Origin of the sequence: Flavobacterium plurextorum (assembly GCF_024638035.1) — a bacterium.
Taxonomy (GTDB): Bacteria; Bacteroidota; Bacteroidia; order Flavobacteriales; family Flavobacteriaceae; genus Flavobacterium; species Flavobacterium plurextorum.
The window spans coordinates 1718524-1742414 of the sequence record NZ_CP100442.1 but is presented as its reverse complement, the minus strand read 5'-3'; the positions used below and the strand labels follow the sequence as shown (position 1 = coordinate 1742414).

The window sequence follows — 23891 nt, the reverse complement described above, 5'->3', positions numbered from 1 at the left end:
GTTTATTTCTTTAAATATTAATAATGAAAATGTTTACTTTCTTCTATGAAAGGATTTCTTTTTGCAAGTAAAGGAGATTTAGTTAATGCAGTAAATACTGTAAAAATAAACAATCCTAAAAAGAAAAGAATAGACGCAATTTCAGAAACTCCAATAAACCATTTATCTCCTACTGTACCAGGCATAATCATATTAAAGAAATCAATATAATGTCCTAATAAAATAACAATACCAGCCATTACAATAATCCAGCTAAGACGTTTGAAATCAGTATTGATTAAGATTAATAATGGAAAAACAAAATTCATAACGACAGCACCAAAGAATGGCAAGTTATATAATTGAATTCTTGTGATGAAATAAGTAACCTCCTCAGGAATATTAGCGTACCAGATTAACATAAACTGAGAGAACCATAAGTACGTCCAGAAAATACTAATACCAAACATAAATTTAGCTAAATCATGAATATGGCTTGTATTAACAAACTCTAAATATCCTTTAGATTTTAAATAAATAGTCACTAAAGCAATAGTAGTAATTCCGCTTACAAAGAAAGAAGCAAAAACATACCATCCGAATAATGTACTAAACCAGTGTGGGTCAAATGACATAATCCAATCCCAAGACATAATAGATTCAGATACGATAAAGAATACTAAGAATCCAGCTGATGCCTTAAAGTTCTTTTTATAGTATAAATCATCATTTGCTTCATCTTGAGCTAAACAATTCTTTCTTGAGAAATAGTTATATAAATTCCATCCTAATAAAAAGATACCAGCTCTAACAATCCAAAATGGAAAGTTTAAATAACCTGATTTTCCAGCAATAATTGCATCATAATTAGGACTTTTTGGATCTGTAACACCTTCCCCTAACCATACAAAAATATGATTAAAATGTAGTCCGCAAAGAACCAAAATAATAAAGAAAATTACAGAACCAACTGGTAAATAAGCAGTAATACCCTGCATTACTCTAAACAAAACTGGAGACCAACCTGCTTGTGCAACTTGTTGAATAGCATAAAATGCTAAAACCCCCATTGAAAGCAACAAAAAGAAAATACAAGCTACATATAATGCAGACCATGGTTTATTTTGTAATTGGTGCAGTACATGGTTTAAATGTTCTGTATGTTCATCAGCGGCATTAACTTTTGCATGTTCACCACCTTTATGTGAATCATGAGATGCCTCAGCAGTTTCGTGATGTCCAGCTTCTGCATGAGAAGCTTCTGCTGTTGCTTCATGCGCAGTACCATGAGAACCATGTGCATCTGCAGCAAGAATTTTTTCAACTTCTTGAATATCTTTAGGAGCAGTTAAAAAACCATATCCTATTCCTAATATACCAACGATCATTAGGATGAAAGAAAAAGTTTTTAATTTACTTGAAAATGTATACATATCTATTACGATCAGTTTGTTCAACAATTATAATTGGCTTTTTAGTTTTAGAACATAGTCAGCAACTAACCAACGTTCGTGGGCACTTAATTGATTTGCATGCGAACCCATTGCATTTAAACCATAAGTCTCAACATGAAAGATACTTCCTTCTGTAATCTCTCTGTCTTTATAGCTAGGTACTCCAAGAAATTTCTCTCTTTCAACTAATTTACCTTTACCATTTCCAGTTGCACCATGGCAGCTTATACAGTAAATATCGAAAAGTTCTTTTCCTTTTTCAGAACTTTTTTCTGCTTCAGTCAAAGGCGATTTTAAATTAGCTTTCGCCAATTCATAACCTGCAGTTGAATTTTCATACTCATAAGGCTCAAAACCTCTATTGATAGTTCCTTCTACAGGAAGCTGTCCTTCTTTACCACCCTTAAATACTTTTGCTTCTGCATATGGCTCATATGCCAAAGACTCATACATATTAGGGAAATACTGATAGTTTGGTGCCGAATTATTGTGGCAAGATGAAACTAAAATAGTTATACCAACTAAAAGTGTTATTTTATATATCCTTTTCATAGCTACAATTAATTCTTTTCAATTACTTTAACTTCAACAGCTCCAGTTCCTTCGAAAAAAGTAACTAGTTCTGCTTCATTATTATTCACAGCAACTTCCATTAAAAAATGGTCATCTGTTGTTCTCACATCTGGATTTTCAGCTTCTTTAAAAGGCCATAATCTACTTCTCATATAAAAAGTAATAACCATTAAGTGGGCAGCAAAAAACACAGTCATCTCAAACATAATAGGCACAAAAGAAGGCATGTTTTGAATGAAGCTAAAACTAGGCTTACCTCCAATATCTTGCGGCCAATCGTGAATCATGATATAACTCATCATAAATGTAGCAAATGAAATACCAACACATCCGTAAAGAAAAGAACAAATTGCTAATCTTGTTGGTGCTAAACCCATTGCTTTATCCAATCCGTGAACAGGAAATGGAGTAAAAACCTCTTCAATATGATGATGCGCAGCTCTAGTTTTCTTTACTGCATCCATCAAAATATCATCGTCATTATAAATGGCGTATATTACTTTATTACTCATGATGTGAATCTTTATTTTTTGCTCTTTCTCTAATGTAATTATCTCCTGTTCCTTTTAGAATTGTTTTAACCTCTGCCTGCGCAATTACAGGGAATGTTCTAGAGTATAATAAAAACAATACAAAGAAGAAACCAATTGTTCCGATGAAAATTCCAATATCAACAAATGTTGGTGAGAACATTGTCCAAGAAGATGGAAGATAATCTCTATGTAAAGAAGTAACAATAATTACGAATCTTTCAAACCACATTCCGATGTTTACCACAATCGAAATAATAAATGAAAACATGATACTTGTTCTTAGTTTTTTGAACCACATAAATTGTGGAGAGAAAACGTTACAAGTCATCATTGACCAATATGCCCACCAGTAAGGTCCAGTAGCTCTGTTTAAGAATGCATATTGCTCATACTCTACTCCAGAATACCAAGCCACGAATAACTCAGTGATATAAGCTACACCAACGATCGAACCTGTAATCATAATAATGATATTCATTAATTCAATATGCTGCAATGTGATATATGCTTCAAGATTAGAAACTTTTCTCATAACAATCAACAATGTGTTTACCATTGCAAATCCTGAGAATACCGCTCCAGCAACGAAGTATGGAGGGAAAATTGTTGTATGCCATCCTGGAATTACAGAAGTAGCAAAGTCCATCGATACAATTGTGTGTACAGAAAGTACAAGAGGAGTTGCTAAACCAGCTAATACCAATGATACTTCTTCAAAACGCTGCCAATCTTTAGCTCTACCACTCCATCCAAAACTTAAGATAGAATAAACTCTTTTGTTAAAAGGAGTTATAGCTCTATCACGAAGCATTGCGAAATCAGGCAATAAACCAGTCCACCAGAAAACTAATGATACCGAAAGATAAGTAGAAATCGCGAATACGTCCCAAAGTAATGGTGAGTTAAAGTTTACCCATAAAGATCCAAACTGATTTGGAATAGGTAAAACCCAGTATGCTAACCATGGACGTCCCATGTGAATAATTGGAAATAAACCTGCTTGAACTACTGAGAAAATAGTCATTGCTTCCGCAGAACGGTTAATAGCCATTCTCCAACGTTGACGGAAAAGTAATAGTACTGCAGAAATCAAAGTTCCAGCGTGACCAATACCAACCCACCAAACGAAGTTAGTAATATCCCAAGCCCAGCCAACTGTTTTATTTAATCCCCATGTTCCAATACCGGTAGATACGGTGTAAATTATACAACCTAACCCCCAAAGGAAGGCTATTAATGCGATTGAAAATACAATCCACCATTGTTTATTTGCAGGACCTTCAACAGGTGCTGCCACATCTACAGTTACATCGTGATATGATTTATCACCTATAACTAAAGGTTTTCTAATGGGTGCTTCGTAGTGAGACGACATAATCCTTTATATTGTTTCTTATTAATAATTTATTCTAAGTATTTCTAACTTTAACATGGTAAACCACATTAGGTTTTGTTCCTACATGCTCTAATAAATGATATGATCTATCATCAGCTGCTAATTTAGCAACTTTACTTTCGGCATCATTAACATCACCAAATATCATTGCTCCAGAAGAACAAGCACTTGAACAAGCTGTTTGGAATTCTCCATCAACAATTGAACGGCCTTCTTTTTTAGCATTTAATATAGTAGCTTGTGTCATTTGAATACACATAGAACATTTTTCCATAACACCACGTGAACGTACATTTACGTCTGGATTTAATACCATACGACCTAAATCATCATTCATGTGATAATCGAATTCACTGTTTTTGTTGTATAAGAACCAGTTAAAACGACGAACTTTATAAGGACAGTTATTAGCACAGTAACGAGTACCAACACATCTGTTGTATGCCATGTGGTTTTGACCTTGACGACCGTGTGAAGTCGCGGCAACCGGACAAACTGTTTCACAAGGTGCGTGATTACAGTGCTGACACATTACAGGTTGGAATGCTACTTGAGGATTATCCCCAGGTTTTTCCATTTCATTGAATGTAGACAATGAACTAGACAAACCAGCAATACCTTCTTTTCTTTCGTTATCCCCAGCAAAAGTACTTTCAGAAGAATAATATCTATCAATACGCAACCAGTGCATATCACGACTTCTTCTAACCTCAGATTTACCTACTACAGGAACGTTATTTTCTGCATGACAAGCAATAACACATGCTCCACATCCAGTACAAGCGTTCAAGTCGATTGATAAGTTAAAGTGATGTCCAGTAGAACGATCAAATGATTCCCATAAATCAACAGTAGTAGCTTCAACTTCTTGGTGATCTAAAGATACCATTGGTTGTTCGTTCCAATGTTTAGCATCTTCAGTATTAAAGATTTTTAAAGTTGTTTCTTTAATAATATCTCCTCTTCCCATTAATGTTTTTTGCCCTTGAACACAAGCAAACTCATGCTCTCCATTAGCTTTTACAATAGAAACAGCTTGAACATTATTGAAGTTTTTATATAAAGCGTAAGCATTAATACCTACTTGCATTTCTTCTTTTAAAGCCGCTTTACGACCGTAACCTACAGCTAAACCAACTGTACCAACTGCTTGTCCTGGCTGAACAATTACCGGCACATTTTCTAATTTAGTTCCATCTGCAGTAGTAATAGTAGCATAACTACCATTCAAACCTCCATTTGCAACAATTTCGTTTGATAAATTAAATTTCTTTGCATCAGCATTAGAAACTGTAATATAGTTATCCCATGAAACTCTTGTGATTGGATCTGGAAACTCTTGCAACCAAGGATTGTTTGCATGTTGTCCGTCTCCCATTCCAGTTTTAGTATACAAAACTAATTCAAGCTCTCCAGCAGCTTTTGATTTTGAAAGTGCACTTGCAGCACCTGCGTAATCATAAGAACCACCATTTAAAGCACTTGAACCGTATACAAAAACACCATCATGTAAAACTTTGTTCCAAGAAGATCCTGCAATAATTGACCCTGAATTAGCTTTAAGGTAATCGTAGAAATTCCCTGCAACACCATTCAATGACAATAAAACGTCTTGAAGTTGTTTTGTATCAAAGATTGGACGAATTGTAGGTTGTGTTAAACTATATGTTCCTTTTGTAATCACCAAATCTCCCCAAGACTCTAAATAATGAGGAACTGGTGCAGCAATTGTTGATATAGCAGCAGTTTCATCTTCTTTTAAAGATAAAGCAACTGACGTTTTAACTTTTTTCAATCCAGAAACAAAAGAAGCAGAATCAGCTAAAGTATAAACAGGATTAACACCACTCATAATTAAAGTATGAACACTTCCTGCATTCATATCTTTTAATAATTGAGCAACTACAGCGTTAGAACCTTTTCTAATTTGTCTTGTTTCAGCTGTATTAAAAGCCTCACTAGACAATGCTTGATTAATAGCTAAAACTAATAATTGCGCATTCTTATCTTCTAAGCCAGACACTAAAATTCCTTTAGAACCAGCTGCTTTTAATTGTTGCGCTGCTTTTTCAACTTCCGCTTTAAACTTAGCATCTAAAGAAACTGGAACCGAACCCCCAACAACAACATTATAAATCTGAACTAAAGCTTGTTTTTGATCAGCTGTCGTCATTGGAACACGCTTATCAGCTGCAGCTCCAGATAATGTCATATTTGATTCAAACTGAAAATGACGAGACATTTTTCCGTTTTGAGGAATACGCCCTTTTGCATATCCAGCATCATACCCACCACCTTGCCAATCTCCTAAGAAATCAGCACCAACAGATACAATTAATGAAGCTTTTGAAAAATCACAATCTACTAAAGCTCTTTCACCATAAACAGTTTCAAAAGCATCTAACGCATCAGATGAAGAAACCGCATCGTAAACTACATGTTTAGCATTTGGATTTTTAGCAATAAACTCACCTATTAATTTCTCAGTAGATGGACTTGCTAATGTATTTGTTAATAATACTACTTGACCTCCTTTTGCTTTTGCATCAGCTAAACTTGATTTAATTTTTAAATCAACTGCTGACCAGCTACTATTTTTTCCATCTAATTTAGGCTCTTTCAAACGCATACTATCATATAATCCTAAGATAGATGCATGAATTCTAGCATTAGCAGAAAATTTAGCTCCAGAAATAGTATTGTTCTCAATTTTAATTGGACGACCCTCACGAGTTTTTACCAAAAGGTTTGCAAAATCAAAACCATCAAAAACAGTAGTTGCATAAAAATCTGCAACACCAGGAATGATTTGCTCTGGTTGTAATACATAAGGGATAGACTTGTGCACAGGACCTTCACAAGCAGCAAGTGTAACTGCCGCAGTACTAAATCCTACGTACTTTAAAAAGTCACGACGTGAAGTTCCAGATGTAGCTAAAGCATCTGCATTTCCTAAGAATTCATCTGTAGGAATCTCTTCAACAAATTCGTTATTTCTAAGCGCCTCAACAATAGAACTATTTTCTAGTTCTTCAACACTTTTCCAGTATTTTTTGTTTGATGACATTGTATATAAATATTAAAATCTTAATAATTCGATTAATAGTGGCATTTACCGCATTCTAAACCTCCCATTTGCGCTGCAGTTAATTTCTCTACACCGTATTTTTTAGAAAGTTCAGCATGAATTTTATCATAGTATGCATTTCCTTCCATCTTAACATCAGTTTTTCTATGGCAATCAACACACCATCCCATTGTTAATTTAGAGTATTGCTTCATGATTTCAAATTCTTGTACCGGACCGTGACAAGTTTGACATTCAACTCCCGCAACAGAAACGTGTTGAGAGTGATTGAAATAAACAAAATCAGGAAGATTATGAATACGAACCCATTTTACAGGCTTAGTTTTTCCAGTATAAGCTTGCTTAGTCTTATCCCATCCAACAGCATCATATAATTTTTGAATTTCTCCATCGTAGAATGCTTTACTGTACTCTGCAGTAGCAGTAGTCTCAGCAACTTCAGAAATATTTTTATGACAGTTCATACAAACATTTAATGAAGGAATACCAGCAGTTTTACTTACACGTGCAGCAGAGTGACAATATTTACAATTGATCTCATTATCTCCAGCGTGAATTTTGTGAGAATAGTGAATTGGCTGAATTGGCTCATAATTTTGATCAACACCTACCTGCATCAAGTATCCGTATACAAAATAACCACTAGCTAAAAGTAAAAATATTGAAGTAACTAAAACTAAAAATTGATTTTTAGCAAAAGCTTTCCAAATTGGAGTTCTACCTTCTTTTGGCGCAACTTCAATTCCGTTATTACTAGCTACTTTAGTTAAAACCTTGTTCACCATGAACAACATAACAACTAAAATACCCATCACAAGAGCAAGAGCTCCTAAAATAATATTATTAGAAATACCTCCACCTTCAACTTTTTGACCAGGAGGAACAGTTCCAGGCGCACCAGCAGCTGGCTCAGCTTTTTTCTCAGAAGTAAAAGCAATAATATTATCAATATCGCCTTCAGATAATTGAGGAAATGAAGTCATTACTGCCTTATTATTTTCCTCAAAAAGTTTAACCGCAACAGGATCACCTGACTTAATCATGTCAGAACTGTTATGCACCCATTTATAAAGCCAAGCTTTATCATGCTTATCCGCAATTCCTCTTAAAGCAGGACCTGTTGATTTAGCATCTAATTTGTGACATGCAGCGCAATTTGCATTAAAAAGTTCTTTCCCTTTTACTGGATCACCGCCCGTAGCAGCAGCAGGAGCCGCAGCTTCAGGAGCCGCAGGAGCAGCAGGATCTTGAGCAAATGAAGTTAGGGAGAAAATTAACGTTAGCGATAAACTAAGTAATAATTTTCTGGAGATCGAATTATGGTTACCCACCTTTTTCATATAGTATAATAATTATCTACTAATTTTTGGTATGATTTTTTCTGTAGTAAATCAGACTAAAATTAATACCTTCTTTTAAAACTTGCACAAAAATACGACTTATGAACTATTCTCAAAACCTTAAAATACTCTTAAATATCAATTTATATCAATTCTAAATAATATTAAAATTTTACATACAAACTTTAAATAGTATTTTTGCACAAAAACCATCACATTATGAGAATTTTAACCCCTTCAAAAAAAGTTTTCTTAACACTAGCAATGTTAACGTTAGCTCTAAACATTAATGCTCAAGATCAAAATTTAACAGTAAATCAAGATCCTAAATTCGAGCAGTTACTGAATGAGAAACGCAAATTTAACACATCAATAAGTACAAATGATTCTTATAGAATTCAAATCTTCAGCGGAAAAAGCGAAGAAGCAAAAAAAACACTATCCGACTTTAAAAGAGAATATTCAAACATTGACGGCACAATAATTTTCAATACGCCAAATTACAAAGTAATCGTAGGCAGTTTTAAATCTAGAATAGAAGCAGAAAGAAATTTGGCCGACATCAAGAAAAAATACAAAAATGTATTTTTATTAAAACCCAACAAATAGCACACTATTTAACCCAAATTAAAACAAGAAAAGCAACTCTAAATAGAGTTGCTTTTCTTGTTTTATCACTTTTCTCCAATCCACTAATCAACATCAATTACGTCTAAACAATCAAACATCTCTCCTTTCACTCCTGCCAAATCTACCTAAAAGTTCACATTAGAATCAAGAAACCCTACAGTTGCACTTGTCAAAATACTCCCCTCTTCTACATCAATATATCTACACACAACACAAACAATGTGACTTTCCCTAACATCATTCCTTCTTTATCAAAAATATACAGCAAAAACTAACAAACAAGCCTGACAAAAAAACTACATTTCCAGAAAGAAAAGAACCAACTTTCAACAAGATCACTACTCAATCTACGCGCAGCTTGTTTCATTATTAAAAACAAATAAATACCCCCTATCGTAATAATATCCACAGCATAATATAAACAATCCTGCATCCTTTATTCCTCGACACATAATCATATAAAGCTTGCCGTATTCACCTCACTAATCTGAACGCTCAAGACAAATTCAAAGAGTAAATCAGCATCGCAAACCACTTTCATCATCCCCAAACTCAAAAGACTTATTTAGATACTCCAAATTCAACTTAAAAGCATCAGAAACCAAAACTGACAAAGACTCAAACAACACAAAACCATCCAACAATTCTTCCTGAGACGAAAAATCACAGAGCAGACCATGCATAATTATCTTAAGACACAATTTACCCGCAACATTATTAGTCAAATTAAATCCTATCCACTCAGCCTATTGATAATCTGAATTATTTTTCATCTCATTTTATAAAATCATTAATAATCCGCTTTCATAACATTCAATCCACTCTTTTCTTCCCTACTTATCTAAAAGCACTACATTCACAACAGAACAATACACATTAACCACAGTAAGCACAAAACCACCTTTTATTAATTCCCACAAGAATAACCAATTTCCACACCGAACCATTAACGAAACAAAACTCTCAAAGAAACAAACACCCCTTTAATCAAAATAAACATCATCCTCAACTATCTATTTTACATCATAAAATAAAACAAACCAGTTTTAAAAAAAAAAAAAAAATTGTCCCTAAACAACTTTACACAGACTTTTCAATTTATTACCAAACCAAAAATCATCTTAACTATTTATTTCAAAAAAGACGCATTCAGCTAAAAATTAAAACAAAAAAAAGTCTCGAACATTCGAGACTTTTTTTTAAACATATTTTGATTTTACTTCAATTTCTTTTTGATAGCAACTTCGTGATAAGCTTCAATAACATCATTCATTTCAATATCATTGAAACCTTTAATTTGAATACCACAATCATAACCTTTAGAAACTTCTTTAACATCATCTTTGAAACGTTTTAAAGCAACTAATTCTCCTGTGTGTACTACAACTCCATCTCTAATAACTCTAATTTTAGAGCTTCTTAAAATCTTACCGTCAGTTACCATACATCCTGCAATCGAACCAACTTTAGAAATTTTGAAAATCTCACGAATCTCAGCTGTTCCTAAAATCTCCTCTTTCATTTCAGGAGCTAACATTCCTTCCATTGCATCTTTCAAGTCATCGATAGCCGCATAAATAATAGAATAGTAACGGATATCAATTTCTTCCTTATCAGCAAGCTGTCTAGCATTTCCAGCAGGACGAACGTTAAATCCGATAATGATTGCATCAGAAGCAGAAGCCAACATAACATCAGTTTCTGTAATTGCCCCAACACCTTTATGGATAATATTAATTTGAATTTCTTCAGTAGAAAGTTTAGAGAACGAATCTGATAATGCCTCAACAGATCCATCAACGTCTCCTTTAAGAATTACATTCAATTCTTTAAACTGACCAAGAGCGATACGACGTCCAATTTCATCAAGTGTAATATGACGTTGTGTACGTACAGATTGTTCACGCATTAATTGAGAACGCTTAGATGCAATTTGTTTTGCTTCTTTCTCATCTTCAAATACATTGAATTTATCACCCGCAGTCGCAGCACCATCTAAACCTAAAACAGATACCGGAGTCGAAGGACCTGCTTCTAAAACAGTATGTCCACGCTCATCATGCATTGCTTTAACTTTTCCATGATGTTTTCCAGCAAGCATATAATCTCCAATTTTCAAAGTACCTTGTTGTACTAAAACTGTTGAAACATAACCCTTTCCTTTATCTAAGAAAGCCTCTACAACACTTCCTTGCGCAGCCTTATTTGGATTAGCTTTTAAATCTAAAATCTCAGCTTCTAATAAAACTTTCTCTAATAGTTCTTTTACTCCTGTTCCAACTTTTGCAGAAATATCATGTGACTGAATTTTTCCACCCCAATCTTCAACAAGTAAATTCATACTAGCCAAGCGCTCTTTGATTTTCTCAACATTAGCATTTGGTTTATCAATTTTATTGATTGCGAATATAATTGGCACTCCCGCAGCTTGTGCGTGAGAAATTGCTTCTTTTGTTTGCGGCATGATATCATCATCCGCAGCTACTACGATAATAGCGATATCCGTAACTTGAGCTCCACGTGCACGCATCGCGGTAAACGCCTCGTGACCTGGAGTATCTAAGAATGCGATTTTCTGACCATTATCAAGAGTAACTCCATATGCTCCAATGTGCTGCGTAATACCACCCGACTCTCCAGCGATAACATTTTCTTTACGGATATAATCCAGTAAAGATGTTTTACCGTGGTCAACGTGACCCATTACAGTAACAATAGGCGCTCTAGTTACTAAATCTTCTTCTTTATCCTCAACTACCTCAATAGCTTCCTCGATATCAACAGTAATAAACTCAACTTCGTAGCCAAATTCATCAGCTACAATTGTTAATGTCTCAGCATCTAAACGCTGATTCATCGTAACCATTATACCTAAAGACATACAAGTTCCAATTACTTTTGTAATCGGCACATCCATCATGATCGCAATTTCACCTACAGTAACAAATTCAGTAACTTTAATTGTTTTACTTCCTTCGTCAAGAGCTCTTTGCTCATCATCAGATTTCTGACGGTGCGTTTCTCTTTTATCTCTTCTATATTTAGCCGCTTTAGATTTCCCTCCTTTACCTTGAAGTTTTTCAAGAGTCTCTCTAATTTGGTTTTTTACTTCTTCTTCAGTAGGCTCAACTTTTGCTACAATAGCAGGACGGTTTCCTTTTACAAAACCAGGTCTCGCACTTCTATTTGCATTAAATCCGCCACCACCATTGTTTGGCGTGATTTTATTAGGATTTGGAGTTCCTGGTGCATTACCAGCTCCTTGAGGTTTTGGCGCTCCTGGAGTTCCCGGTTTAGGAGCAATCCTTTTACGCTTATTTTTATTAGCATTATTCCCAACTCCTGGCGCACCCGGTTTATTAGGCGTAATTTTAGGATCTTCTTTCTTTTTCTTAGGCTTATTAAATTGAGATAAATCAATTGTTTGCCCCGTAAGAGTTGTTCCAGATAATTTCTGATATTGAGTTGTGATCGTTTCTTCGGCAGTTGCAGGATCTGTTGAAACAATAGGCTCTTGCGCTGTTTTAGAAACTTCAGCTTTAACTTCTTTTTTCTCTGTAATAATAGGTTTCTCTACCTTTTTCTCTTCAGAAACTACAGGAGCCGCTGGCTCAGGCTGTACAACTTCTTTCTGAACTGGTTTTTCTGGTTGAGTTGGAGTAATAACTGCTTTTGGCTCTTCAGCTTTAACTGGCTCCTCAATAGGAGTAGAAACAACTGCAGGTTTCTTCGGATTTAAATCTATTTTACCTACTTGCACAGGTCCAGTTACAACTGCTCTCGCTTTTATAATCTCCTGTTGCTTTTGGCGCTCCTCGTCTTGTCTGCGTTTGTCTTCAATTTCTTTCTCACGCTCTACACGTAATGCTTCTTTTTCTTTTCTTTTCTCTTCTCCAACCTCTTTAGAAGCTTCCTTATTCCCCTTATCGCCCGCAAATTGGCTTTGCAGGATATTAAACTCACTATCAGAAATTTTCGCGTTTGGATTTGCATCAATAGCAATACCCTTATCTTTTAGATAATCAACAGCTCTTTCTAACGAGATATTTAATTCCCTTAAAACCTTATTTATTCTTATTACTCTCTCTTCAGACATATAACCTTTTTATTATTACCTTTTTCGTTGTGTTGTTAGAGCCAGACTTCAGCTGTTAACTAGCTGTCAAACTCTTCTTTTAGTATCTTCATAACATCTAGAATCGTTTCCTCTTCCAAATCTGTTCTTCTTACTAAATCTTCTACTTCTTGTTTTAAAATACTTTTTGCAGTATCTAAACCTATCTTAGCAAATTCTTCGATTACCCATTCTTCAATTTCATCTGAAAACTCTGTTAATTCAACATCGTCTTCATCTGCAACTGTACCAGCAACATCACCTTCACGAATAACATCTAATTCATAACCCGTCAACTGACCCGCTAATTTAATATTGTGACCACCTCTACCAATCGCTTTAGAAACTTCTTCTAATTTCAAGAACACTTCAGCTCTTTTGTTTTCCTCATCAATTTTGATTGAAGAAACTTTCGCCGGACTTAATGCTCTTGTAATAAACAATTGAATGTTGTTTGTATAATTGATAACATCAATATTCTCATTTCCTAATTCACGAACAATACCGTGAATACGAGAACCTTTCATACCAACACAAGCTCCAACTGGATCAATTCTATCATCATAAGAATCTACCGCAACTTTTGCTTTTTCACCTGGAATACGCACTACATTTTTAACTGTAATCAAACCGTCGAATACTTCAGGAATTTCTTGTTCAAATAATTTTTCTAAGAACTTCTCAGAAGTTCTAGACATAATAATTTGAGGCTTGTTTCCTTTTAATTCAACGCTTTCAATAATTCCACGAACATTATCTCCTTTACGGAAAAAGTCAGACGGAATTTGTTTTTCTTTCGGAAGCACAATTTCGTTTCCTTCATCATCAACCAAGATAACTACTCTAGGACGTACGTGGTGTACTTCTGCAGTATATATATCACCAATAATATCTTTAAATTGCTTATAAAGATTTGTATTATCGTGCTCGTGAATTTTAGATATTAAGTTTTGTCGCAAAGCCAAAATAGCTCTTCTCCCTAAATCAATCAATTTAACCTCTTCAGAAACTTCTTCGCCAATTTCAAAATCCGCTTCGATCATTCTTGCTTCAGTCAAAGTAATCTCTTCGTTTTCAAAATCAAGATCTTCGTCAGCAACAATTACTCTTCTTCTCCAGATCTCCATATCTCCTTTATCAGGATTTATAATGATGTCGAAGTTATCATCAGAACCGTATTTTTTCTTTAATGCATTTCTAAACACGTCCTCTAAAATTGCCATAAGCGTTACACGATCAATAAGTTTATTGTCTTTAAACTCTGAGAATGAATCGATTAATGCTAAATTTTCCATGCGAATTCTTTAATTAAAATGTTACTGTAACAATTGCCTCTTTAATTTCTGTATAAGGTATTTGTTGCTCTTTTTGAACTGTTTCTTTTCCTTTTCCTATTTTTTTCGGTTCTCTTGCTTCCCAAGACAAAATTATAAAAACATCGTTAGCTTCTACTAATTCTGCTTCAATTTTTTCAGTATTTGTAGTAACAATCAATGTTCTACCAATATTTTTCTTGTATTGTCTTACCAATTTCAAAGGAGACCCTACTCCAACTGATGCTACTTCAAGAGAAAAATCTTGCTCTTCACGATCCAAGTTATTCTCAATTGCTCTACTAATATCGATGCAATCCTGCAGCGCCACTCCTGTATCACCATCTAAACCTACACTAATTTTAAAAGCATCAGAAACAGCCAAATCAATCAAAAAGATTGACGGCTTTTCTAAAAGAGCCTCCGCAATTAATCCGTTTACTTTTTCTTTAAATGTCATAATTTTATAAAAAGAGGGGACACTTAGTCCCCTCATTATTTAGATTTTAATAAATAACGGTGCAAATATAGTGATTTTTTTATAAATCAAAATAAATAGATCGCTCTAAAAATATTTCTTATCTTTATAGAAGCATTAATTTAACAGAATTTCTCACTATTTAACCCAAAAACCATGAAACAAATTCTAGTACCCACTGATTTCTCCGAACACGCAGAAGACGCCTTAAAAGTCGCTGCACAAATTGCTAAAAAAAACAACTCCGAGATCATCATCCTGCATATGCTTGAACTTCCAAGCCAAATGAACGACGCCATTTTAGGCGGCACCAGCATCCCCGAAACCATGCTTTTCATGAAAAAAGCAAACGAAATGCTGGATGAAATTTCATCAAAACCATATTTAAACGGAATTCAAGTGACTGAAATTGTAAAAATGGACAGACCAATTCACGGAATCACACAAGTAAGTAAAGATCACAATATAGACTTAATTGTAATGGGCTCTCATGGCTCTTCTGGAGTCGAAGAACTACTAATAGGCTCAAATACTGAAAAAGTAGTACGCAATTCTGACATTCCTGTTTTGGTAATCAAAAAAGACATCAAAGCTTTTAACGCATCAAACATTGTATTTGCATCGGATTTTTCAGAAGAAGCAAAAAAACCATTCAAAAAACTCCTTGACTTCGCCAAAACATTCCAATCAAAATTACATTTAGTTACAATTTGCACACCAAACAGCTTTAAAACTACACACGCAGCAGAAAAAGCTATAACTGATTTCATCACAGAATTCAACCTCACTGATTACACTACAAATATTTACAATGACACAAATATCGAAAAAGGAATCATAAACTTTTCAAACAAGATAAACGCAGATATTATCGGAATGTGCACACACGGAAGAACAGGTTTTGCACACTTTTTTAACGGAAGCATTAGCGAAGGCTTAGTAAATCATGCCGTAAAACCCATTATCACACTTAAAATCTAGAGCCAAACCGCAATCAAACACAACATCTGGATTTACTCCATAAAAAAAACCTCTCAAACGAGAGGCTTTTATGTTGGTCTACTAGGACTCGAACCTAGAAAGACTGCACCAAAAACAGTTGTGTTACCATTACACCATAGACCAATAATGCTGTTAAGCGGGTGCAAAATTAAAACTTTATTTAGTTTATGCAAATTTTTAGAGACATTTTTTTCGCATAAAAAAAAACCTCTCAAATGAGAGGCTTTTATGTTGGTCTACTAGGACTCGAACCTAGAAAGACTGCACCAAAAACAGTTGTGTTACCATTACACCATAGACCAGCAGTGCTGTTAAGCGAGTGCAAATTTAAGGCTTTATTTAATTTGCGCAAGCTTTTTCATCAAAAAAAATCATTTTTTTTTGATTTTTTAACTTTACAACCTCCCAAAAGACTAGAAACAACTCATACACAACAAATTACTTTCAACAGATACTTTTATAGAATTTTTTGTTAATGCTCGTTTCTTTACACAAAAAAACATTTTCTTTGTAGGATTAAAAATATACAAAATTATAACACCTAAATATGGCACAATTCAATTTCAATAAATGGAATACAATTATTGGTTGGTTTGCATTTGCAATCGCTTTAATCACCTACACATTAACAGTTGAACCTACCATGAGTTTTTGGGATTGCGGGGAATACATAGCCACAGCGGCAAAATTAGAAGTGGGTCATCCGCCAGGAGCACCTTTATACCAAATGATGGGAGCGTTTTTTGCAATGTTTGCTACAGATGCACAGCATGTAGCTTTAATGGTAAATATGATGTCTGTTTTTTCAAGTGCATTTACAATACTATTTATGTCCTGGTCATCTTCTATGATTTTAAAGAAAATTGTAGCTCGTTTTGCCGAAATTGATCAAAACAATTCTATTGTAATTCTAGGAAGTTCTTTTGTAGGAGCATTAGCTTACACTTTCTCAGACAGTTTTTGGTTCAATGCTGTTGAAGCCGAAGTATATGCAATGGCTTCATTACTTATCGCATTACTTTTCTGGCTGGGCTTACGCTGGGAACAAGATATGGACAAACCAAAAGGAAACAAATGGCTATTAATCATATCTTTAGTTGTTGGACTTTCGTTTGGAGTACACTTTATGGCACTACTAACGATTCCATCAATCGGGTTTCTTTATTATTTTAAACATTACGAAAAAGTAACGATTAAAAACTTCCTTATTGCAAATGTTGTTGTAATTGGAATTTTATTATTTATTTTCAAATTACTTCTGCCTTTAACAATGGCATTCTTTGGTAAAACTGAAATTTTCATGGTAAACAATATGGGATTACCATTTAATTCAGGAACCATTTTTGTTGTTTTAATACTTATCGCATTCTTTTATTTTGGTTTAAAATTTACCAAACAGAAGGGTTTGATTTTTTATAACACTATTATACTTTGCATCTTATTTATACTAATAGGTTTTTCAACTTGGATGATGCTTCCTGTACGCGCAAATGCAAATACAGTTATCAACGAAAACAAACCATCAGATGCTGCCGAAGTTTTAGCTTACTATAATCGTGAGCAATATGGCGTAAATCCATTATTCTACGGTCCTCAATACACTGAAGTTTTTGCTGGTCTGGATGCCAAAAATCCATACTTAGACAAAAAACCTAACTACGAGAGAGACGATAAAACTGGTAAATATATCATTACCAATAATTACAAAAACGCTGATCAAAATTCAGATGATAATCAGAAAACAATTCTGCCAAGAATGTGGAGTACTGAAACAGGGCACATTCAAAACTACATCAGCTTTACAAATCCGCCTAAGTTCAAGATCAACCCAAACTATAATTACGAAGAGGATTTAGCAAAATACGGAATTGATGCCAGCCAATTGAGCGAAGATGAATACAACAAAGCAACTGCTCAATTAAGAAATGAGGTTGAAAAAACCATTTCTGAGTTTAGACATGCGTATGCCCAAAAACAAATTGACAACGAAGGCTATGTTAAATTCTTAAACAGCTATAAAGATTACTTAATAATTGAGAAACCGTCTACTGTTGACAATTTCAGCTTTATGTTCGAATATCAATTTGGATATATGTATTGGAGATATTTAATGTGGAACTTTGTTGGACGCCAAAGCGATGTTCAAGGAAAATACGACAATTTAGACGGAAACTGGATCAGCGGAATCAAAGCCCTTGACTCGCTACATTTAGGATCTCAAGACAATTTACCATCTGACGTTTTAAACAACAAAGGAAGAAATGTTTACTTTTTCCTTCCTTTCATTCTAGGTTTAATTGGATTAATGTATCATGCAAACAAAGACCTTAAGAGCTTTTATGTGCTTTTAGCATTGTTCTTATTTACAGGAATTGCATTAAAAATTTACTTGAACGAAAGGCCTTTTGAACCTCGAGAAAGAGATTATGCTCTTGTAGGATCATTCTATGTCTTTGCAATTTGGATTGGATTTGGAGTTTATTCTTTATACGAAAGTATCCAAAAATATATCGCTCCAAAAATTGCAGGACCTATTATTATTGCTGGAAGTTTATTAGCAGCTCCTATTTTAATGGCTTCACAAAACTGGGACGATCACGATAGATCAAACAGATATACTGCTGTTGCAATGGCCAAAGCATACTTAAGCTCGTGTGATAAAGATGCTATTTTATTTACAATTGGAGACAACGACACCTTCCCTCTATGGTACGCCCAAGAAATTGAGCACTTTAGAACAGATGTAAAAATTGTAAATACAAGTCTTTTCATGACAGATTGGTATATTGATCAAATGAAAGCAAAATCATACGAATCAGATCCTCTGCCTATATCATTTACACATGAGCAATACGTTGGAGATAAACTAGATTACGTGGCTCATATTCCAAAAATAGAAACACGCTGGAACATTACGGATTTTATTGATTTTATTAAAAACCCTAAATCAACTGTAGGCTTACAGAATGGACAAACAATTCATTTTTACCCAACAAACAAGATTAGAGTTAACATTGATAAAAATGTCATCATCAAAAATAAAGTTGTAAATCCAAAATACAATGACTCTATTGTTCCTTACATGGACATAGACATTAAAGGAAGCGCAATCTATAAAAACAGATTAATGATGCTTGACATCTTAGCTAACAACAACTGGAAACGACCAATTTATTTTAGTGGAGGTGCTTTTGATGATGAAGATTATTTATGGCTGAAAAACTATTTACAGTTAGACGGAATGGTTTACAAATTAGTTCCTATTAAAAATGTTCCATCAAAAGATGGCGGACCAATGGACATGGGACAAATTGATGCTGATAAAATGTACGACATTGTAATGAAATGGGACTGGGGTAACAGCGAAAGCGAGAAAATCTATCACGATCCAGAGACTAGAAGAAACAGCATTACTTATAGAACAAATTTATCTCGTTTAATGAATCAGCTTATTGCAGAAGGCAAAATTGACAAAGCTAAAAATGTTATCAATTTAGCTATTACAAAAATGCCATTAGATAAATTTGGCTACTACTCTTTAGTCGAGCCATTTGCCGGCGGATATTACAAAGTAGGAGAAACAGCTAAAGCGCACGATTTATTAGAAAAACTAGTAAATAAATACAGAGAAAATCTAGACTACTACAAAACTTTGAGCGGTTCAGATCAAACAGATTTAGCCATTGACATCATCACTGATATTGAGCGATACAGAAGCTTACTGCAAGTAATGAAAGAAAACAACGATAAAGCTTTTTACGAAAAACACAAAACGACTTTTAATACATATGTAAATATTTTTGAGCGCTTTGGGCGTGAAAAAGAATAATATACGAAAAATATATTAATTAAAAAAATGCAGTACTGCTTGATAAACAGTGCTGCATTTTTTAAATTTACTTATCTCTAAATAAGTTAACAATGAGCTTTTATTGGGTAAAAACTAATTCATTCATAAAAACGGTGTTTTCTAAATATTGTTGGGACATTCCAAACAACGAAAAGAAAATATACCTAACCTTTGATGATGGCCCAACTCCAGAGATTACAGATTGGGTACTAGCCGAATTGAGAAAGTTTGATGCAAAAGCTACCTTTTTTTGTATTGGAAAAAACATTAAAGCCAACTTATCCTTATTCGAAAAGCTTATAACCGATGGACACAGCATAGGAAATCATACCATGAACCATGTAAATGGCTGGAAAAGTAACAACGATGATTATATTGAGAATGTAAAAAACTGTGCGGCAATTTTAGAAGAAGAAAAAACATGCAATTTATTATTTCGTCCTCCTTATGGAAAAATAAAAAAAGCGCAATCTAAAATTTTACGAAAATTAGGCTATAAAATAATTATGTGGGATGTTTTGAGCGCGGACTTTGACCAAAGTATTACTCCTGAAAAATGCCTTGAAAATGTTACAAAAAATGTAAAATCAGGAAGTGTAATTGTATTTCATGACAGCATAAAAGCCTCACCAAATTTAAAATTTGCTCTCCCAAAAACATTACATTTTTTAAAAGAAAACGGATATAAGTTTGATATTATTCACTAAATAATATCACAATCGTAACTTTTAAAAATCAAATTGATCTTGAACAATACCAATAAGCGTATTGGCGTCAAGTTCTCCAGACTGTCTCCAGATCATTTGCCCTTCTTTATAAATCATCAATGTAGGCAGCCCTTTAATTCGCAATGCCTCAGCTAATTCTTGATTTTTATCTACATCAATCTTAATTACCTTAGCTTTGTCGCCTAGCGCAGCCGCAACATCCTTAATAACTGGATGCATCGATACTGATGATTCGTTCCAATCTGTGTAAAAGTCAATTAACACTGGAACCTGAGCATTTATAAGTTCTCCAAATTTTGACATAAAACCAAAAATTTAATTCTTTTAATCTAGTTAAAAAAGATAATTAATACAAATGTAGCATTTTTAACGAATTAAGCCTCATTGTTCCCCTTTTTTAGTTCAATGACCGTTATTTCAGGCATAATTCCAACTCTTCCAGGGTAGGCATGAAAACCAAACCCGCGGTTAACATAAACGTATCTTTTAGACTCTTCGTATAAACCTGCCCATTGTTTATAAATATACTGAGCGAGACTCCATTTAAAATATCCCGGAATCTCAATTCCAAATTGCATGCCATGAGTATGACCAGACAAGGTTAAATGAAAATTCTTAGGATGTTTTTTTACTTCATATTCCCAATGACTAGGATCGTGGCTCATTAAAATCTTGAAATCGTCTTGATTTACCTGTTCTGAAGCTTTATTTAAATCTCCAGCTTTCTTAAAATTTGCTCCCCAGTTCTCTACGCCAATTAAAGCAATTTTATCATCGCCTTTCTGAATATATCTATGTTCATTTAGCATTAATTCAAACCCAATTTGACCATAGAGATTTTTTATTGCCTCAAAATTCTCCTTTTTTTCCTTTTCAGAAGACCAAGCTACATACTCGCCATAGTCATGATTTCCTAAAACCGAAAATTTACCATATTTATAATCCTTAATACGATTAAATGTTTCCAACCAAGGATACATTTCTTTAGCATGAGTATTTACGATATCACCCGTAAAGAGAATCATATCAGATTCCTGCTCATTTATCAAGTCAACAGCATAATTAATCTTTTCAGGATTATCAAAACTACCACTGTGAACATCTGAAATCTGAGTGATTTTAAAACCATCAAACGCATCTGGCAGATCAGGAAAAAAAACAGTTTGTTTGATTACCTTAAAATTATATTTTCCTTCAAATATTCCATAAATCAAAGATAAAAAAGGCACTGCAGCCAATCCTAATGCGATCTGACTTACAAACTTTCGTCTGTCCGGCATCATTTCCTTACGAGGCGCATTATAAATAAAGTAATTCACGATACTTGCGCCAATTCTAAAAATGTCTTCACTAAGTAAAACTAATGTAATTACAATTTTTGGCACATAAATAAGCAGCATCAAACCTGTTGTAAACATAAACTGTTTGGTTTGACCAACTGACCGATCTACTTGAGAAAAAGAATACAGAATAAATGCTAGAAGCAAAAAACTAATAATCTGATAGCTTATTAAAACCCATCTTAACTTAATAAGAGTGCGAAAGGCTTGGTAGGAATAAAATTCAAGAAGCAGAAAAAGGACGCAAAGGATTATAAATTTAAGAATCATTAATTATAGTTTTAAGCAAAGTAACAAATAATGAAAATTTTATTGCTTTTTATTATCAAAAATTTAACTCAAACAAAAGCAAAAGCCGATAGATTAATCTATCAGCTTTTTTATTACAATTTTTTTCTAAAACCTCATGCAAAGCATAGGTTACTTCAGCAAATTAATGCCTTTTATTTTTTTGCTTTCGCCGCTTCTGGTTTAGCTGCATCTGCTTTTACAGCTTTTTTATCCATTTTTTTGTCTTTTTTAGGAGCTTTAGCCTCTTTTACTGGTGCAGCTTTTGCTGGAGTTGTTTGAGCGTTTATCATAGCAGTTGTTCCTAGAACAGCAATTGCTAACATTACTAATTTTTTCATGATTGTTTTTTTTTGTGATTATTATCTCTTATTTATAACCCAAAGGTAAAACCGTAAAATGAAGACAACATGAAGTTTTATAAGTAAGAAAAACTTTAACAAATAATTAAGTTTTAACCGTTTCAGAGAAATATAAAGTAAAAATTGTTCCTTCATTTATGTTAGATATAACTTTGATTTCAATATGATGAAAAACAGCTATACTTTTTGCTATCGCAAGGCCCAGCCCCTGCCCTTCCTGATCAGAACTAACTCTGGCAAACCTATTGAAGATATTCTCGATTTGAGAAGCGTTCATCCCTATACCAGAATCTGCAATTGAAATAAAATATTGATTCTGTACAAAACCATCGCTGACTATAATACTTCCGTCTTGTTTATTATACTTAATTGCATTTGTTACCAAATTATAAATAAGAATATGAAGCAGGGTTTTGTTTCCTCTAAAAGCCAGATCATTCTTCATTTTATTTACAAATTGAATTCCTTTATCTTCAATTCGATCCTGTAAATCCTCCTCGACATCATTTATAATTTCATAAAAATTAATTTCCTCATTAGCCACATATTGATTGTTTTCTATTCTAGAAATCAACAGTAGATTATTGATGATTTTTTTCAGCATATCTAATGTCTTCAGCGAACCTGCGATTTTATCAAAAGCATTTTCATCTAAAGATTCATTCTGTAATAAATTTTCAAACCTGCTTTTAAGCAAAGCAATTGGAGTAAGAAGCTCGTGGGAAACATTCGAAATAAACTGTTTTTCTTTTTTAAAAAGTTCTGCAATACGATCCATCATTTGATTCAAAACCAAATCCAGCTCTCTAAAATCGCGGGATTTTGCCTTTATAGGCGTATGATCAAAAACTTCAGGTTCATTGACACGCCTTATTTTTGTATCAATGATTTTATAAAATGGTTTCAATAAATACTCGATATAAACCGTATCGGCTAAAAAAGTCACCAAAAGAATAACAAACAAAACTATAATAATAAAAAACCTAATTATAAAAGTAAGATCATTTACCTCGCCAAGACTGCTGCCAATTTCAAGCTGATAACTTTCATTTCCAAAACTAAAATGATGTGTTAGAATTCTATATTCATTTTCTTCCCCTTCAATAATGCGAAACTCATTTGTAAAGGTTGTTTTCTTTTGATTGGGTACAATTGGAGCTTTCGAAAGAACTAAAAACTCACTGTGAAGTGTAGAAAACTGAGAATACGTTTCAGTCGAATCGCCTTCATTTTCGATAAAATCATTTATTTCCTGTTGATTTAGATGCTCTATAAACTTTTCTTTTTTCTCAATAAGACTATTATTGATATGTCTATAAACCACATTTTCGACTAAAATAGGAAGCATCAGCCACAAAATTAAAATCACCAACAAGCGTGTCAGTGCATTAAAAATCGCTAATTGGTGTTTTATCTTCACGAC

17 protein-coding genes and 2 tRNA genes are annotated in these 23891 nt (G+C 33.8%); 4 read left to right on the top strand and 15 right to left on the bottom strand.

The features are described 5' to 3' along the window. Positions 1-17 precede the first annotated feature (17 nt). Genes NLG42_RS07925 through NLG42_RS07900 form a run of 6 tightly spaced genes read right to left on the bottom strand, consistent with a single transcriptional unit; the run spans position 18 to position 8363 of the window. Positions 18-1412 carry a cation-translocating P-type ATPase gene (locus tag NLG42_RS07925; protein ID WP_089057589.1) on the bottom strand — a complete coding sequence of 465 codons (1395 nt, stop codon included), beginning with the start codon at positions 1410-1412 and terminating at the stop codon, positions 18-20. A 27-nt stretch (positions 1413-1439) separates the two neighbouring features. Next, a complete protein-coding gene (locus NLG42_RS07920; RefSeq protein ID WP_089052711.1) occupies positions 1440-1985 on the bottom strand; it encodes a c-type cytochrome in 546 nt (181 codons plus the stop codon). An 8-nt stretch (positions 1986-1993) separates the two neighbouring features. Next, the gene (locus NLG42_RS07915) at positions 1994-2518 is read right to left on the bottom strand and encodes a DUF3341 domain-containing protein (RefSeq protein WP_089052710.1); all 525 of its coding nucleotides are present in this window, start codon (positions 2516-2518) and stop codon (positions 1994-1996) included. Then, complete coding sequence (gene nrfD / locus NLG42_RS07910; RefSeq protein WP_089052709.1) at positions 2511-3914, bottom strand: NrfD/PsrC family molybdoenzyme membrane anchor subunit; 1404 nt, start codon at positions 3912-3914, stop codon at positions 2511-2513. Before nrfD ends, NLG42_RS07915 begins: the two co-directional genes overlap by 8 nt. Before the next feature lie 34 nt (positions 3915-3948). Further along, positions 3949-7002 carry a TAT-variant-translocated molybdopterin oxidoreductase gene (locus NLG42_RS07905; RefSeq protein WP_257683432.1) on the bottom strand — a complete coding sequence of 1018 codons (3054 nt, stop codon included), beginning with the start codon at positions 7000-7002 and terminating at the stop codon, positions 3949-3951. A gap of 32 nt (positions 7003-7034) precedes the next feature. Next, positions 7035-8363: a c-type cytochrome gene (locus NLG42_RS07900; RefSeq protein ID WP_089057586.1), complete on the bottom strand. Its 1329-nt coding sequence runs from the start codon at positions 8361-8363 to the stop codon at positions 7035-7037. A gap of 219 nt (positions 8364-8582) precedes the next feature. Between NLG42_RS07900 and NLG42_RS07895 the strand changes: the two genes are divergently transcribed. Further along, on the top strand, positions 8583-8972 hold the full coding sequence (locus tag NLG42_RS07895; protein WP_089057585.1) for an SPOR domain-containing protein: 390 nt from the start codon (positions 8583-8585) through the stop codon (positions 8970-8972). A gap of 1237 nt (positions 8973-10209) precedes the next feature. On the opposite strand, the gene infB is transcribed toward NLG42_RS07895, so the two are convergent. The 3 genes from infB to rimP are packed head-to-tail and all read right to left on the bottom strand — an operon-like array spanning position 10210 to position 14880. Then, positions 10210-13089: a translation initiation factor IF-2 gene (gene infB / locus NLG42_RS07890; RefSeq protein WP_089057583.1), complete on the bottom strand. Its 2880-nt coding sequence runs from the start codon at positions 13087-13089 to the stop codon at positions 10210-10212. A 59-nt stretch (positions 13090-13148) separates the two neighbouring features. Then, positions 13149-14402 carry a transcription termination factor NusA gene (gene nusA, locus NLG42_RS07885; RefSeq protein WP_089052704.1) on the bottom strand — a complete coding sequence of 418 codons (1254 nt, stop codon included), beginning with the start codon at positions 14400-14402 and terminating at the stop codon, positions 13149-13151. 13 nt (positions 14403-14415) lie between these two features. Further along, positions 14416-14880: a ribosome assembly cofactor RimP gene (rimP, locus tag NLG42_RS07880; RefSeq protein WP_164973666.1), complete on the bottom strand. Its 465-nt coding sequence runs from the start codon at positions 14878-14880 to the stop codon at positions 14416-14418. 174 nt (positions 14881-15054) lie between these two features. On the opposite strand from rimP, the gene NLG42_RS07875 reads away from it, so the two are divergent. Then, positions 15055-15879, top strand: coding sequence for a universal stress protein (locus tag NLG42_RS07875; protein WP_257683431.1), 825 nt, complete (start codon positions 15055-15057; stop codon positions 15877-15879). Between the two features lie 73 nt (positions 15880-15952). Here NLG42_RS07875 and NLG42_RS07870 read toward each other — a convergent pair. Beyond that, positions 15953-16023, bottom strand: a tRNA-Gln gene (locus NLG42_RS07870). A 108-nt stretch (positions 16024-16131) separates the two neighbouring features. After that, positions 16132-16202: transfer RNA gene (locus NLG42_RS07865), tRNA-Gln, on the bottom strand. Positions 16203-16447: 245 nt separating this feature from the next. On the opposite strand from NLG42_RS07865, the gene NLG42_RS07860 reads away from it, so the two are divergent. Together NLG42_RS07860 and NLG42_RS07855 are read left to right on the top strand one after the other, a co-directional pair. Beyond that, entirely contained in the window at positions 16448-19729 is a 3282-nt protein-coding gene (locus NLG42_RS07860) for a glycosyltransferase family 117 protein (RefSeq protein WP_257683430.1), read from the top strand. 92 nt (positions 19730-19821) lie between these two features. Then, the gene (locus NLG42_RS07855) at positions 19822-20457 is read left to right on the top strand and encodes a polysaccharide deacetylase family protein (RefSeq protein WP_089052700.1); all 636 of its coding nucleotides are present in this window, start codon (positions 19822-19824) and stop codon (positions 20455-20457) included. Positions 20458-20478: 21 nt separating this feature from the next. On the opposite strand, the gene NLG42_RS07850 is transcribed toward NLG42_RS07855, so the two are convergent. From NLG42_RS07850 to NLG42_RS07835, 4 genes are all read right to left on the bottom strand, one after another. Beyond that, complete coding sequence (locus NLG42_RS07850) at positions 20479-20781, bottom strand: thioredoxin family protein (RefSeq protein WP_089052699.1); 303 nt, start codon at positions 20779-20781, stop codon at positions 20479-20481. Between the two features lie 71 nt (positions 20782-20852). After that, positions 20853-22088, bottom strand: coding sequence for a metallophosphoesterase (locus NLG42_RS07845; RefSeq protein WP_089057580.1), 1236 nt, complete (start codon positions 22086-22088; stop codon positions 20853-20855). 173 nt (positions 22089-22261) lie between these two features. Further along, positions 22262-22447, bottom strand: a complete 186-nt coding sequence (locus NLG42_RS07840) for a hypothetical protein (protein ID WP_257683429.1) — start codon at positions 22445-22447, stop codon at positions 22262-22264. Positions 22448-22553: 106 nt separating this feature from the next. After that, complete coding sequence (locus NLG42_RS07835; RefSeq protein ID WP_257683428.1) at positions 22554-23888, bottom strand: sensor histidine kinase; 1335 nt, start codon at positions 23886-23888, stop codon at positions 22554-22556. Between the last annotated feature and the right edge of the window lie 3 nt (positions 23889-23891).

Bases quoted from the DNA above. Each gene is read 5' to 3' on its own strand.
- NLG42_RS07925 (WP_089057589.1), bottom strand. From the start codon at position 1,412: ATGTATACATTTTCAAGTAAATTAAAAACTTTTTCTTTCATCCTAATG.
- NLG42_RS07920 (WP_089052711.1), bottom strand. From the start codon at position 1,985: ATGAAAAGGATATATAAAATAACACTTTTAGTTGGTATAACTATTTTA.
- NLG42_RS07915 (WP_089052710.1), bottom strand. From the start codon at position 2,518: ATGAGTAATAAAGTAATATACGCCATTTATAATGACGATGATATTTTG.
- nrfD (WP_089052709.1), bottom strand. From the start codon at position 3,914: ATGTCGTCTCACTACGAAGCACCCATTAGAAAACCTTTAGTTATAGGT.
- NLG42_RS07905 (WP_257683432.1), bottom strand. From the start codon at position 7,002: ATGTCATCAAACAAAAAATACTGGAAAAGTGTTGAAGAACTAGAAAAT.
- NLG42_RS07900 (WP_089057586.1), bottom strand. From the start codon at position 8,363: ATGAAAAAGGTGGGTAACCATAATTCGATCTCCAGAAAATTATTACTT.
- NLG42_RS07895 (WP_089057585.1), top strand. From the start codon at position 8,583: ATGAGAATTTTAACCCCTTCAAAAAAAGTTTTCTTAACACTAGCAATG.
- infB (WP_089057583.1), bottom strand. From the start codon at position 13,089: ATGTCTGAAGAGAGAGTAATAAGAATAAATAAGGTTTTAAGGGAATTA.
- nusA (WP_089052704.1), bottom strand. From the start codon at position 14,402: ATGGAAAATTTAGCATTAATCGATTCATTCTCAGAGTTTAAAGACAAT.
- rimP (WP_164973666.1), bottom strand. From the start codon at position 14,880: ATGACATTTAAAGAAAAAGTAAACGGATTAATTGCGGAGGCTCTTTTA.
- NLG42_RS07875 (WP_257683431.1), top strand. From the start codon at position 15,055: ATGAAACAAATTCTAGTACCCACTGATTTCTCCGAACACGCAGAAGAC.
- NLG42_RS07860 (WP_257683430.1), top strand. From the start codon at position 16,448: ATGGCACAATTCAATTTCAATAAATGGAATACAATTATTGGTTGGTTT.
- NLG42_RS07855 (WP_089052700.1), top strand. From the start codon at position 19,822: ATGAGCTTTTATTGGGTAAAAACTAATTCATTCATAAAAACGGTGTTT.
- NLG42_RS07850 (WP_089052699.1), bottom strand. From the start codon at position 20,781: ATGTCAAAATTTGGAGAACTTATAAATGCTCAGGTTCCAGTGTTAATT.
- NLG42_RS07845 (WP_089057580.1), bottom strand. From the start codon at position 22,088: ATGATTCTTAAATTTATAATCCTTTGCGTCCTTTTTCTGCTTCTTGAA.
- NLG42_RS07840 (WP_257683429.1), bottom strand. From the start codon at position 22,447: ATGAAAAAATTAGTAATGTTAGCAATTGCTGTTCTAGGAACAACTGCT.